Source organism: Lacticaseibacillus huelsenbergensis, from assembly GCF_029726355.1.
Taxonomy (GTDB): domain Bacteria; phylum Bacillota; class Bacilli; order Lactobacillales; family Lactobacillaceae; genus Lacticaseibacillus; species Lacticaseibacillus casei.
Genome location: NZ_CP120687.1, coordinates 1,942,941 through 1,957,339, shown reverse-complemented (window position 1 = coordinate 1,957,339; position 14,399 = coordinate 1,942,941). Strand labels below are relative to the sequence as shown.

General features: G+C 49.2%; 9 protein-coding genes. 4 read left to right on the top strand and 5 right to left on the bottom strand.

Annotated elements, in window-relative coordinates:
* The first annotated feature begins 3 nt into the window (after positions 1–3).
* The 4 genes from LHUE1_RS08890 to LHUE1_RS08875 all read left to right on the top strand — a co-directional run bounded on the left by LHUE1_RS08890 (position 4) and on the right by LHUE1_RS08875 (position 6,644).
* The gene (locus tag LHUE1_RS08890; RefSeq protein WP_213291567.1) at positions 4–981 is read left to right on the top strand and encodes a glycosyltransferase family 2 protein; all 978 of its coding nucleotides are present in this window, start codon (positions 4–6) and stop codon (positions 979–981) included.
* A gap of 350 nt (positions 982–1,331) precedes the next feature.
* The gene (locus tag LHUE1_RS08885; RefSeq protein WP_277848316.1) at positions 1,332–3,998 is read left to right on the top strand and encodes a cation-translocating P-type ATPase; all 2,667 of its coding nucleotides are present in this window, start codon (positions 1,332–1,334) and stop codon (positions 3,996–3,998) included.
* 327 nt (positions 3,999–4,325) lie between these two features.
* The gene (locus LHUE1_RS08880) at positions 4,326–5,507 is read left to right on the top strand and encodes an RNA-guided endonuclease InsQ/TnpB family protein (protein WP_213291568.1); all 1,182 of its coding nucleotides are present in this window, start codon (positions 4,326–4,328) and stop codon (positions 5,505–5,507) included.
* Positions 5,508–5,684: 177 nt separating this feature from the next.
* Positions 5,685–6,644 carry an acrylyl-CoA reductase family protein gene (locus tag LHUE1_RS08875; protein ID WP_277848317.1) on the top strand — a complete coding sequence of 320 codons (960 nt, stop codon included), beginning with the start codon at positions 5,685–5,687 and terminating at the stop codon, positions 6,642–6,644.
* Between the two features lie 148 nt (positions 6,645–6,792).
* Here the strand turns inward: LHUE1_RS08875 and LHUE1_RS08870 are convergent, their stop codons facing one another.
* The 5 genes from LHUE1_RS08870 to LHUE1_RS08850 form a co-directional block, all read right to left on the bottom strand.
* Positions 6,793–7,596: an ABC transporter ATP-binding protein gene (locus tag LHUE1_RS08870; RefSeq protein WP_010493560.1), complete on the bottom strand. Its 804-nt coding sequence runs from the start codon at positions 7,594–7,596 to the stop codon at positions 6,793–6,795.
* A 1-nt stretch (position 7,597) separates the two neighbouring features.
* Positions 7,598–8,569 (bottom strand): ABC transporter permease, encoded by a 972-nt coding sequence (locus LHUE1_RS08865; protein ID WP_049171556.1) that lies wholly within the window; start codon positions 8,567–8,569, stop codon positions 7,598–7,600.
* Positions 8,570–8,600: 31 nt separating this feature from the next.
* Complete coding sequence (locus LHUE1_RS08860) at positions 8,601–9,569, bottom strand: ABC transporter substrate-binding protein (protein ID WP_049171553.1); 969 nt, start codon at positions 9,567–9,569, stop codon at positions 8,601–8,603.
* A 662-nt stretch (positions 9,570–10,231) separates the two neighbouring features.
* Complete coding sequence (locus LHUE1_RS08855) at positions 10,232–11,188, bottom strand: ABC transporter substrate-binding protein (RefSeq protein WP_049171551.1); 957 nt, start codon at positions 11,186–11,188, stop codon at positions 10,232–10,234.
* A gap of 447 nt (positions 11,189–11,635) precedes the next feature.
* A complete protein-coding gene (locus LHUE1_RS08850; protein ID WP_049171548.1) occupies positions 11,636–14,023 on the bottom strand; it encodes a beta-glucosidase family protein in 2,388 nt (795 codons plus the stop codon).
* Between the last annotated feature and the right edge of the window lie 376 nt (positions 14,024–14,399).

The window sequence follows — 14,399 nt, the reverse complement described above, 5'->3', positions numbered from 1 at the left end:
GCTATGCGACAAGAAAAGGATCCCTTCATCTCAATCGTTTTGCCAGTCTATAACGAAAGCGCCGGTATCGGTGAGACGATCAAGGAATTGGCTAATTACGTCCGTGCAAGAACGGAACGATATGAGCTCATTTTTGTCAACGACGGCTCGACCGACGATAGTGCCGATCAGATAAGAGCTGCTGTGGCCAAAAACCCGACGATTCGGCTGGTAGATTTTTCACGCAACTTCGGCCATCAACTGGCAATTACGGCCGGCATTCGTTATGCCAGCGGTGACGCGGTTGTCGTCATGGATGCTGACTTGCAGGATCCGCCGCGCGTGATTCCCGAAATGCTGGCGCGCTGGCGGGAAGGCTTTGATGTTGTTTACGGTAAGCGCCGCAAACGAAGCGGTGAAACCTGGTTTAAAAAGCTGACCGCCGAGACGTTTTATCGGGTGCTGAAAGCCGTCACGAGTATCGATATTCCGGTTGACACCGGCGACTTTCGACTCATGGACCGTCGCGTTGTCAACGTTTTAAAACAAATGAACGAACAAGATCCTTATGTTCGCGGCATGGTCTCATGGGTCGGCTATAAACAAGTCGCTGTAGAATACGATCGGCAAGAACGCACCGCTGGTAAAACCCACTATCCATTGCGGAAAATGCTGCACCTTGCCATGAACGGCATTACCAGCTTCTCGACTGTCCCTTTGACGATTGCCAACTGGTTAAGTGGCTTCTTCCTCTTAATAGCCGTTGCCACCACCTTCGTCAACCTTCTCCTCGGGCGCCTCAGTTTATTGACTTGGGTCATTAGTGCCACCTTCTTTGTCGGCGCCGGCGTGACCTTCACGATCGGACTACTTGGCAATTACATCGGCAGAATGTTTGCCGAAAGTCGCCATCGACCGCTTTACATCGTTGCCGACACCTATGGCTTCAAAACCCAAGCAGCGCAACAGCCGCATTATCGTTATCACGCGTTGCAAAATTAAAGAAAATTCTATTAACCAATCGATAAAACAGGACTGCTGGTCATCACTCGGCAGTCCTGTTTTTGTGAGCGTGAACCAGCCCGGTTAGAAACCGGAGTGTAAGTGGCCTCGGGCGTGATGGCCCGGGCTTAGGCCATTGCGACCGAGGTCCTTACACGTAGGTTTCTGGGCTGGCGAACGCATTATGGTGAGCGCAAATTGGCAGGCGGCTAGTAACAACGTGGAAGTTACAATCGTTGTATTTTGACTCGCTGCGCCGATTCAAAATTTTACAGACGACACTTTGTCATGTTACGGTTATTATAAGTAAGTATTGACATGATCCACCCAAACCAGAAAGGACTGAGTGTATGCCAACAACGACCAAAGCCTTGACACTTCTGACGCCGAGCGATTTGGCCGCTGAATTTGACACTAACCTCACAACCGGTCTGACAACTGATGCAGTTGCCAAACACCGGCAACAAAATGGTTCCAATCAATTGACCGCTGCCAAAAAGCCTAGCTTGTTTCGGCAAATCGCCCATCACCTCAGCGATATCACGTCATTGATCTTGCTCTTTGCTGTCGGCCTATCCGCTTATCTCGCATTGACGACGGACAGTAACTGGACCAAGACGATTGTCATTGGCAGTATTGTGATCTTAAACGTTGTCATTGCCTTATATCAGGAACACAGCGCCGAAAAAGCATTGGCTGCGCTAAAAGCCATGACTGTTCACACTGTTACCGTGATTCGCGATGATAAAACGCAAACCATTCAAGCGGCGGATTTAGTTCCAGGTGACTTAATGCTGCTCAAGGCCGGCGATGCCGTTGCTGCAGATGCCAGGCTGATTGAAAGTCAGGAACTTGAAGCAGACGAAGCCGTTTTAACCGGCGAAAGCGAATCTGTTGACAAATCAGCCGCCCCATTAGCTGAAGTTCCTGAAAATCTCGGCGATGCGGCCAACTGCATTTTTTCCGGCACCGCAATTACCAGCGGAAAAGCAACCGCGATCGTCACGGCGACGGGCATGAATACCGAACTGGGAAAAATTGCCTCGCTATTAAACCAAACCAAAAAGCAGGTCACTCCACTCGCTAAACGGCTCGACGCACTTGGCAAACGGCTATCATTAGTTGCAGTTTTAGGCGGCGCGTTAACCATGTTATTAGCCATGCTGTATCATCAGGAAACTCTGGCAGACAGTCTGATGCTTGGTGTCAGCTTAGCCATCGCCGCAGTTCCGGAAACATTGCCGGTCATTGTCACCTTGAGTCTGGCACACGGTGTTCAGAAAATGGCCAAACGCCGCGCGATCATTCGTCAAGTTACTGCAGTCGAAACCATCGGCAATGTCAACGTCATCGCCTCGGACAAAACCGGTACTTTAACGCAAAATAAGATGACCGTGACGCATTTTTGGTCATTCGGGCAGTTTAATATTCAAAAGGCGACGGCCGAACCGCTAACGACTGACACGCGCCGTTTTCTATCCTATTTAGGACTCGCCACCAACGCCAAGTTAACCGATCAGGACGAACCAGACATCGGTGACGCCACCGAGCTGGCCATTATGCGGTTGCTTGCCCACTATGGCTTAAGCCGCGACGATCTTGAAACCCGTTACCCACGCATCGCTGAGGCCCCTTTTTCATCAGCTAAAAAGACCATGGCAACGTTACACCGCACTCCGGATGGCCACTATCTTGCTATTATTAAAGGTGCCGTGGATCGGATTGCCTTTTCTGCACCAAACTGGCAAACTGAAGCCGCTTCTGTCCATGATCAGATGACAGGCCAGGCGTTGCGCGTTTTGGCTGCCGGCCACCAAGAATTCACAGCCGATCCCGGAGCTGATTGGGAGAATCAACTTACAGAGGTTCAGCCACTGGGGCTCATTGGACTGATCGATCCGCCGCGCCCAGAAGTACCGGCTGCGATTCAAGCAGCAAAAGATGCCGGAATCGTCACCGTGATGATTACGGGTGACCACCTTGGCACTGCCACCGCCATTGCCCGCGACATCGGGATTCTCGATGGCAGTCATCGCGCGATTACCGGTCACGAGTTAAACCAAATGAGCGATGAAACCTTAGCCGCCACTATTCAGCAGATTCGCGTCTTTGCACGGACAACGCCGAGTGACAAAATTCGCATTGTGAAGGCTTGGCAGCAACAACAAGCCGTTGTCGCCATGACTGGTGACGGGGTTAACGATGCACCAGCGCTGAAAGCTGCAGATGTCGGCATCGCGATGGGCATCACCGGAACCGACGTAGCGAAAAATTCGGCTGACATGATTTTGACTGATGACAACTTTGCTACGATTATCGACGCGGTGGCGCAAGGACGAACAGTTTACCAAAATATTCTCAAAGCCGTTGAATTTCTGATTTCCGTCAATTTCGCCCAGATTTTCACCATGTTAATTGCCGTTTTAATCGGCTGGGGCGCCGTGATGACACCGGAACAGCTGTTGATTGTCAACGTGCTGGCCGATGGGATTCCGGGATTCTTCCTGAGCCGCGAACTGGCTGAACCCGGCATCATGCACCTCAAGCCGATTCCTAAAAAAGCCAGCATCTTCGCCAATGGCCTCAGTAAGCGCGTTGCTGTGCGCACAGCGACTTATGTGGGACTGATCCTTGGTATCTACGCGATCGGACGCTTCGTCGTCAGCCCTGATCAACCGGTTGTCGGCATGACCATGCTCTTCTTGACTCTGGCGATTGGTTCGATTCTTGATGTCTTCCCGATCAAAACCCGGGCGCGGCTCAACCGCACTGCCTTAACCAGTAATCCGATTTTAACCGTCAGCCTATTGGGGACCATGGCGATCATTCTGCTGCTAGCAATCCTTCAACCGTTTCAACAAATCTTCCAGCTAGCTCCTCTGACACTTGGTCAGTGGCTCATTGTGTTTGTCGCCGTCTGGTTGCCGATGGTGATTGTCGAAAGCTACAAACGTTGGCAGCATCGGCACGAACTGGCGGCCTGGCACCAACCGAATCTGGTTAGCGACAACGAATAACGAGCGTTTGGTTATTACGAATGAAACTGCTATGATTTAGTTAATAATTGAGCATAGATGTGATTCTTATTACGAGGGGGAGGTTAACAGCACTCAAATATGACGAATAATATGGAATTAAGCGGTACAACATGGACAGAATAATTAAGTGGAAGCTGTCCGTGTGTTCAAACCAAACTAATCTGCGAAATGTATTGACAAGAGCCTGAATCGGTACTGTATGATGGTTCTTACCAAAGTTCCGCTAACTAGCCTTGGTTTGAACGTCTACTTCAAGCTTCCTCTCAAGTGGCATTTAACCAGCTAATTGAGAGGAGGTGACAACTTTTGATTAAAACGCATAAGATTAAACTCTATCCCAACGCAACCATGCGGCGTGAACTGGAACGATTGTTCAACTATCGCCGGTTTTGCTGGAACCAGGCCCTTGAAACTTGGAACAGCATGTATGACGCATCTCTGGTGATGGTGGACAAAGCGCTACGACCAAATGAACGCAAAGTACGGGACGAACTGGTTTGGAATAAAGCCGATTGGCAGTACGAACGATCGGCTCAAGTTTTAAAGTTTGCGGTAAACGATCTAGGTAAGGCTTGGAAAAACTACTTCAATCCGAAGATGCCAGATCACGATAAACCCAACTGGAAATCTAAGAAAAGATCTCGCAAAACGTTCAAAACGGATCGGGCGCAACTTGTGAATGGCAAGTTACGTTTAGATAAACCTCATAGTGCTGGTACGTGGTACGACATCAAATTAGCCGAGCAACCGCGTTGGCAAGGCGAATTGAAACAAGTTTGCATCGTTCAAGACGCTGATGGTTACTATGCCTCCTTTTCAATTGAGGTTCAGACTTTTGTTGAAAAGCGGCCGGTTCTAACGGCCACTGGGGTTGATGCCAACATCGGTAAGTTTGACTATCAAACGGCAACTGGCTATGCGACTCAACCCACCTTACCTGAGCGTTTGCCATTACTTTACGCCCGCATTGCTCATTATCAGCGTCAATTAGCCCGTAAGCGAAAAGTAAGTCCCAAGCATTTTAACTCCAAGGCTTATCGCACAACGAGAACCAAGTTGAAACGCCAATACCAACGAGTTGAACGGATTCAAACGGATTTGCTGCAAAAGTTTACGACGAAGCTTATCACTGATTATGACCTAATTGGGATTGAGGACTTAGATAATCGCCATATGCGCATGAATAAACATCTCGCCAAGAATCTGCATCGATCACTGTTTGGTAAGTTCAAAGTGATCATGCAGTACAAGGCTGACTGGTATGGTAACACGTTGGTGCTGGCAGATCAGTATTACCCCAGTACGCAACGCTGTTCCCGCTGCGGTTATGTGAAGACTGCTGATGAACGGGTTACGCTAAGCGGCAACTTGAAACATCGTACGGGTCACGATGACTATCATTGTTACCAGTGTGGGGTGAAGTTGCGGCGAGACGAAAATGCGGTGGAGAATCTGATAGCTTATGCAAAATCAAAGGTTACGGGGTAGGCTATATCCTTAAAGTTCAGGAGACGGTCACTGTCATGCTGAATTATTTCAGAGTGGGAATACCGTTGTTGACGGGACTAAATGAAATGTAGGATTGTCAATCAAGAAAGGAAATATATAAAACCTTTATTGGTGCCAAAGAGACATTCTTCCACGTTTTATATAGCAGGTAGCTCGATGCAGTTCTTTCAAGCATTCATTCACGACGGCCAAAAAGCGACACTACAAACGATCACCACAGATGATCTGTCCGCGGGCGAACTTTTAATCCGCGTCGCTTATTCAGACATTAATTATAAAGATGCCTTGGCTTACCAGCCGCACAACCAAATCATCCGCCAATATCCGCAAGTTCTCGGCATTGATTTGAGCGGAACAGTTGTAGCTAGTCAGGATCCGCAGTTTAAAAAAGGCGATCAAATTCTGGCAACCGGTCATGGTTTAGGCGTCAGTCAAGGCGGCGGTTATGCCCAATATGCCCGCATCCCCGCAACATGGGCCATGCCACTACCGCCGAACATGACGCTAGAAACGGCCATGGCATTCGGGACAGCAGGGTTAACGGCAGCATTATGCGTCAATGCGTTGATGCAAGCTGGCATGACGCCAGAACAAAATCCCAAGATCTTAGTCGGCGGCGTGACAGGTGGCGTCGGCAGCATTGCCCTACAACTGTTAGAAAATGCCGGATTTTCAAATCGAATTGCGGTTGTGCGCACCCCTGATCAGCAGTCCCAAGTTCGCGATCTCGGTGCCACCGGAACCTTGGCGCTAGATGAATTACCCAAAGGCAAAGCCCTGAGCCGCCAACAGTTTGATTACGCCATTGATCCACTCGGCGGCAGCTTCACTTCCAGTTTACTGCCAAGCATGCGCTATAATGGTGCGGTCGCGTTATGCGGCAACGCGGCCGGTACTTCCTTGCCGCTGACGGTTTTCCCGTTTATCTTACGTAACATAAGCCTGCTAGGCGTGGATTCCGTAAGCGCACCAACAGCCCAACGGCAAAAAGCATGGACGGCACTGGCAAAATTAAAACCGGTTCCTTTCCAAAAAATCAGCCTAGCCGACCTGCCGCAAGCGTTAAACAACCACTTTACGCACCATCCAGTCAGAACGGTTGTTAGTATGGCTTGAGAATATTTAGAGGAGCAAAGTCAGCTATCTGTCAAAATTAAAAAGCACCTGGACTCCCAACGATAGACGTGTTGGGAATTCAGGTGTCTTTTCAATTAAGCCACTTTTTAGCACTCACTCACTAACTAGCTGGTTCACATCCAAACCATTAACTTAATAAAACCGCATCATCAGCAAACTCCTGCCCGCTGCGTTCTTTGAACAGCGTCAACAAGTCTTCAACCGTCAGATTTTGCTTTTCCTCACCGCGGACATCCACAGCAATTTCGCCATGGTCCAGCATGATCAGCCGGTCGCCATATTTCAAGGCACTCGCCATGTTATGGGTGATCATCAACGTGGTGATCTTCTGTGCTCTCACCATCTGATCGGTTAGCGCCATGACGGTTGCACTGGTCTGCGGGTCAAGCGCCGCCGTGTGTTCATCTAGCAACAACAGCGCCGGCTTCTTTAACGTCGCCATCAACAATGTGACCGCCTGACGTTGGCCGCCGGAAAGTAAACCCATCTCCGCACCTAATCGTTTCTCCAAGCCTAATCCCAGTGTCGCAAGTTTCTCTTGGAAGTGTTGGCGATCGCGCCGCTTCACGCCACTCGCCCAAAAATTGCGCCAGTCACCGCGTTTTTCGGCCAAAGCCAGATTTTGTTCAATCGTCAATAACGAAGCCGTGCCTGATCGGGGATCCTGGAAAACCCGGGCAATTAATTTAGCACGCTTGGCAACGTTTTGGTAGGTCACGTCTTTGCCGTCAATGAGAATCTGTCCCTGATTAACCGGCAACGTGCCGGCAATACTGTTAAGCAACGTGGATTTGCCCGCGCCGTTACCCCCGATGATCGCCACAAACTCGCCGCGTTCCAGGCTCAAGTCAATACCCTTCAATGCGTGATTTTCATTGACGGTTCCTTGTTCAAAATATTGATGCAAACCGTGTACTTCGAGAACTGCCATTTTAACGAGCCTCCTTTTGCTGTTCCATCGGCGAAACTGCCATGGTATCTGCCGTCTTGGTTGTTACCGCTTGGCGTTGCTTGACCGGATGCCGATTGCCATGCCGCACTTTTAGCTGGAAAAGTTTCTTCTTCAGTAATGGCAAGGACAGGAAGACCGTCAACATGAGTGCGTAGAAGAAACGCAGGTAGTTCGGATCCACGCCCATGTCCAATACCACCGCAATAATCAACCGGTAAATCACGGCGCCAACGATGATCATCAACAATCGCGCCCACAACGGTACGCCGCGAACCAGAATCTCCGAAATGATAATGGCAGCAAGGGCGATGACAATCGTGCCAATCCCCATCGATAAGTCGGCATAGCCATTGGTTTGCGCCATGAGACTGCCCGACAAGGCAATGAGCCCGTTGCTTAGCATATAAATGATGATCTTCATGGCGTCATTGTTAATCCCGTTCGCCGCTGCCATATCCTGATTGTTACCAACCGCGGCCGCCGCCAACCCCATTTCAGTATGGAAAAAGAACACCAAGATGCCGATGACCATTGCTACCACAATGGCGCCAACCATGATGCCGATTGTCGTCGCATCACCGCTGTCAGTCAAATTGAAAACTGTTTTGACGGTGCCAATTAAGCTGATATTCGCCTTGCCCATAATGAACAGGTTCACCGAATATAAGCCCGTCATCGTCAAGATACCGGTTAACAAATCCGGAATATGCAGCTTGGTGGTCAAAAATCCGGAAACTGCCCCAGCTGCAGCGCCACCTACAAATCCCATCAGCGTTGCCACAATCGGCCCCGTTCCCGATACAATGGCATGGGCGGTAATCGCTGCCCCTAAAGGAAAGCTCCCTTCTGCTGTCATATCGGCAATGTCTAAAATACGAAAAGTCAGATACACGCCGATTGCCATAACCGACCATAATAATCCTTGGGCAATACTCGATGTCACAATGTCCATAACGAATCCCCTCGTTTTTTAAATCGTTTATTTATTCTGCTTCTTCTAACATGGCTTTTGTCAGCCCGAATTGCCGCATCCGTTCCGGATTGATCACCAATCGCGTCTTGGATGGCTCTTCGACTGGCAGATCTTTAACCTTCTTACCCTTCAGCAACTGCACGGCTAGTTTGCCGGTTTGCTTGCCAAGATCTTCGTAGTTGATGCCCACAGTGGCAACTCCGGCTAGCTTAACCATGGTCGCGTCTGCCGGAACCACAGGAACTTTTTCTTTGGTGCTGACTTTACCAATCGTCGCCATGGAAGCTGCCATCGTGTTGTCGGTTGGAATGTAGATGACATCACTTTGTTTCATCAATGCCGATGCACTTTGTTCAACGTCATTGGTTGTCGCTGCCGTTTTTTCGACGGCCGTCAGCCCCAGCTTCTTAATTGCGGCTTTGGCTAACTTAACTTGAACTTGCGAATTTTGTTCTGCGGCGTTGAACAGCAAGCCAATCTTTTTGGCCTTCGGAAAGACCTTATGAATAAACTTGATCTGGCCCGCCACATCGACTTTATCGGTGACACCGGTGGCATTTTTATTCGGTTTCTCGGGATTAGCGACTAATCCGGCTGACTTAGGATCAGTGATCGCCGTAAACAACATTGGCGTTTTGGTATCCGCCTTCTGCAAAGCTTGAGCAGCGGGAGTCGCAATGGCCAAGTTAAGATCATTCTTGTCGCGGGCGAGGCGCTGGCTCATGGTTTGAAGATTTGATTGATCGCCTTGGGCATTGACGTAATCCAGCTTGATCTTATTGCCTTTGTAGCCGGCTTTTGCAAGTTCGTCTGTGAAGCCTTTGCGGGCCGCAGTTAAAGCCTGCTGATCAATGAGCTGTAAAATACCGACCTTTACCTGACTCTTGTCAGCCGCGGCTTTGGTTGACTTGCCACAGCCAACTAACGTCATGATGGCTAGTGCGGTTGCTGCGACGGCAGCGATTCGTTTGAGTTTCATTTTTTTCTTCCTCCTGAGATGTTTGGTGAATTGACGTGCTGGTTTGGGCGGGTGCTTAAGGTCCCCGCGCACGGTTGTGAGTAGGACAGCATCGGGCTCTGGTTTGCAGTACATGTAGAAAACACTGCAAAGCCGCCGACACTAGTTTGAAACGCGTTCACTGACGCAGAAGACTGCGTGTAAGAACCTTGGTCCCAATGGCCTAAGCCCGGGCCATCACGCCCAAGGCCACTTACACTCTGACTTCTAACCGCGCCAATTCACGCTCTGCTCTAAAAAGAGACCCGCCACCGGATTTACTCATCCGTGTGGCGTGCCTCTTACTTTTTTCCCGGGAAAGAAAAAGCCACATGGATGAATTCGTCCATGTGGCAGTTAATTGCAAGTGAAATACTCACGGCCATCATGGATACAAACCTGATTGGCTTGTATCCATGAGATACAAACCATTATCCGAAATAGCCGTAATAGTACGCGTGATTAAGTTGTGTTGTTTTGCTTTGTCTCATGATCAACACTCCTTGTGCCCAGAAGTTTGTTCCTTCTGGCTTGTTTCTAAGAGTATCCTCATAATTTCATCTTGTCAACACATATTTTCACGATTATTTTGACCATCTCAGGTTTTGCTCGGTTTAAAATGTCAAAGAAGGTTGTTATACCGGTTATTTTGGCAAGTTAACTTTTTGTTTCACCGCTTTTAACATGGCGTCATTTTTCACGGTTTTAACATTGGCCGGTTTTTCGACGGCGAGTTTTTTGACCGGAGTGCCTTTCAGCAGTTTGATTGCCATTTTGGCGGTTTGTTTACCAAGATCGCGATAATCAATGCCTTTGGTAATCGTGCCACCGTCTTTGACCATCGTGGACGCCGCTGGCACGACTGGGATTTGTTTCTCCTTGGCAACTTTACCGATGGTCGGCATCGCCGCAGCCATTACATTATCTGCCGGTAAATACAGTGCATCGACATCTTTGGCTAGGCTTTCGGCTGCCTGTTGAACATCGTTAGTCGTAGCGGCTGTCTTGATCTGGTAACGCAGGCCCAGCTTTTTGAGATGTACTTTAGCTTGCTTGATCTGATAGACCGAGTTGGGCTCGCCGGCGTTGTACATCAGCCCAATCGTTTTGGCTTGCGGAAATGTTTTGTGCAGTAAGTCAATCTGGTCGCTAATGGCAACTAAATCGGTAACGCCAGTGGCATTTTTGTCCGGCTTCGTCAGGTTCGTCACCAATCCGGCTGACTTTGGATCCGTGATCGCGGTGAAAAGCAGCGGTGTCTTCTTGTCGGCTTTTTGCAACGCTTGGGCGGCCGGCGTGGCAATGGCGAGATTCACGTCATTCTTCCCGCGCGCCAGCCGATCGCTCATGGTTTTGAGATTCGCCTGATCGCCTTGGGCGTTCACATAATCGATCTTGATGCGCTTTCCTTTGTAGCCGGCCTTGGCGAGTTCCGCCTCAAACCCTTTGCGTGCCTCGGTCAACGCGGTCTGATCCATTAATTGCAAAATACCGACTTTAACAGTTTCTTTGCTGGCAGCTTTCGATTGCTTGCCACAACCCGTTAACGTTAAGCCAATTAGCGCCATGCCAGCCAATGCGAGTAAAAGATGTTTTTTCATGATAGTCCTCCTTGAAGTGACGTTGCGTATTTACCCTGTGACAAAACCGTGAAGACCTTTTTTAGCAGATGACTGGGTACACGCGGAAGTTTGGCCTTGACTTGCCCTCCCCATAAACACATTCGCCTAATAAAAAGCGGGCCAGTCACATTTTTCCATGCGACTGGCCCGTGTTTTCGGTATAGAAAAGCCGCATGGATTATTGTTCATCCATGCGGCGTTGTTGACACATTTAATGTGACAGCCTTATGGATGCAAACCGTTGCTTGCGCGGTTTGCATCTGACTGCAAACCGCTATCCAAAAAAGCTGCCAAAAAAGGTATTCAGTTGTGTTTGCCGATGATTCATCACGGTCAACACTTCCTTCGGTTTTGTATGGGATTAAGAATACCGAATGGAAGATACATTCGTCAAGAGAAATTTTTAATCTTTTTACAATACGTTTGTTATCTAAAAATCATTTTAAGGTACTGATGATTGGCGGCCGCTACCAATCGATCTACCATACTTAGTCTAAGTGCGCCACTTGCTTGTTGGGCCAACCGAATAAGCGGTGTGTCCAACACGATCGCCTGCTGGAACTTGGCCTCTGGACCGTCTTTGTCAATGTAATCCTTGGTACGCATTTTAATGACCGTCCGTGCGACCAAGCGCAGCAGCCACGAATATTTCTGCATTTCCCGCGGCGTATTCAGACGCGTGAACTCACCAGGAACAAACTCATGATGCGGCGGTACCTTTTGACCGGTGAGTTGTTCAAAATCATGAACGGTCGGCTTGCCAGACGGTGTGGTATACCAATCAGGGACATTTTCAAAATTCGTAAAGGCCTGTCCGTGAACTTGAACCGGCAAGACACTGACTATATCCGCAGAACTTGTCCCGATGGCCACGGCTTTTGCGGCATCAGGCAGTTCCCATGTCTGGGTTTGTTCATGCCACTCTTTGAACGCCTGTGCCGGAATTGCTAACGTAACCGTCATCGTTTCCCCAGCTTTGACTAACACCTTTTTGAAGGCTTTCAGTTCTCTGATTGGGCGCAATGGACGTGCCGCCTGCTCCTGAACGTAGGCCTGAACCACTTCTGCACCATCGCGACTGCCGGTATTCGTCAGCTCCACCTGCACCGTAACTGGCTGGTCATCGGTGACGTGATCGTCAGTGAGGCGCGCATTTTTAATGACAAAAGAGGTATAGCTTAAGCCAAAACCAAACGGAAACGCCACCGGCACCTGCGCTTTGTCGAAGTAACGGTAGCCAATATACGTGCTTTCGACATAGGGTACGGAACGCGTACGGTGATCGTAAAGCTCCGCAGATGGTATATCCGCATAACGAACCGGATAAGTTTCGGCCAACTTACCGCTTGGATTTACTTGTCCGGTCAAGACCCGACCGGCAGCTGCTCCGATCTGTTCACCGCCTAAATACAAATCCAAAACCGCCTGTACCTGATCCAACCATGGCAGCTCAACCGGTGCGCCGGCGACCAACAGAACGACGACATGCGGATTAATTGCAGCAATCGCCTGCAGCAAATCATTTTGAACTTTCGGCAAGGCCATATTTTGGCGATCAAAACCTTCAGACTCATAGTTATCTGGCAATCCGGCAACAAAAATGACCTTGTCGTGGGTGCGGGCCAGTTCCAGTGCCTGAGCGATTGCTTCCTCATCGACTTGATCGTCCAGTCGATAGCCCGCCGCGTAATCATAAGCGATGCCAGCTTGCTTGAGTCCAGTCAAAATCGGCACCTGTTCCGCCGCCTTAATATGCGATGAACCGGCACCTTGGAAGCGGGTCTCTTTGGCCAACTCGCCGACCACGGCTACTTGCTCATTAGCAGCTAAAGGCAAAATTCCGTCATCGTTTTTCAACAGCACGATGGCACTTTCCGCAATTTTTTGCGCTAATTGGGCATGCTGATGTAGCAAGTCCTCACGGGAGCCAGTGAACTTAGGTCGCTGTTTACGCGCCATTTTGGCAATATTGGCAGCGGCGCGGTCCAGACTGGCAGGCCGCAACTCGCCGGTCTGAAAAGCCTTCAACGCCTCTTTGTCAAAAAGGTGCTGATCCCCGGGCATTTCTAAATCCGTACCGGCATTCAGCGAAGCGACCTTATCGTTAAGTGCCCCCCAATCCGTAATGACCGCGCCGTCAAAGCCGAACTGGTTGCGCAGAACCTGCGTCATCAAATAATGATTATCACTGGCATAGCGACCATTTACTTTATTGTAAGAACACATAACCGATTCCGGATGCCCTTCAGTAACCGCAATGCGAAAGGCTTCCAGATAGATTTCGTGCAGCGCAACCGGATCAATGATCGAATTAGACGACAACCGGCCATTTTCCTGATTATTCGCCGCAAAGTGTTTCAGGCAAGCCGCAACCCCCTGCTTTTGAATGCCTTGAATCCAAGCCGAACCAAGTTTCCCGGCCAAAAACGGATCCTCGCTAAAATATTCAAAATTTCTGCCACACAGAGGATTGCGCTTCATATTCACGCCCGGCCCCAACACAACATCAACGCCCAGACTCCGTGCTTCGAGTCCGATCGCCTCACCCATTGCAGCAATGAGTTCAGGATCCCAAGACGATGCGCTGGCACTAGCCGTTGGAAAACTAGTACTCGGCACACTGTCATTGATGCCCAGATGATCGGCTTCCGCAGCTTGATAACGCAAACCATGCGGCCCGTCACTCATCCGAATGCTAGGAATACCGTGCTCAGGAAACGCTTCGGAAGACCAGAAGTCTTTTCCTGAAGTCAATTTCACTTTTTCTTCAGTAGTCAGACTATTAAGATTAACTGGCGACACTGAATGATCCATCAAATTACCCCATTTTTAAATTTCTAACTGGCATCTTTGTCTTCCTTAAATCTTAACGTTTTTCGCCCAAAATTTCCCGTTAATGGCCTCATTTTTGGGAAAAAGACCAGCGAAATGTCACGTTTGCCAAGGCTTATCGAATTAATTGACTATTTTTGACGGAAAGTGACAATCTGCCGCTTATTCCCAAATAAACGCTGGTGGTTGCCAAAAAACCAGCGAAAAAACACGTGTTCTAAAATTTTGTGTCAGATCGTCATAAAAAGTTCACATTTACGGATTATTCTTTTAACCGTAGCAAGGAAGTTTACCCCCTTCTTACTACTACCCCAACCCAACTTTTTTCATTTTTACTCCTCCAAAGTAAAAATAAGTC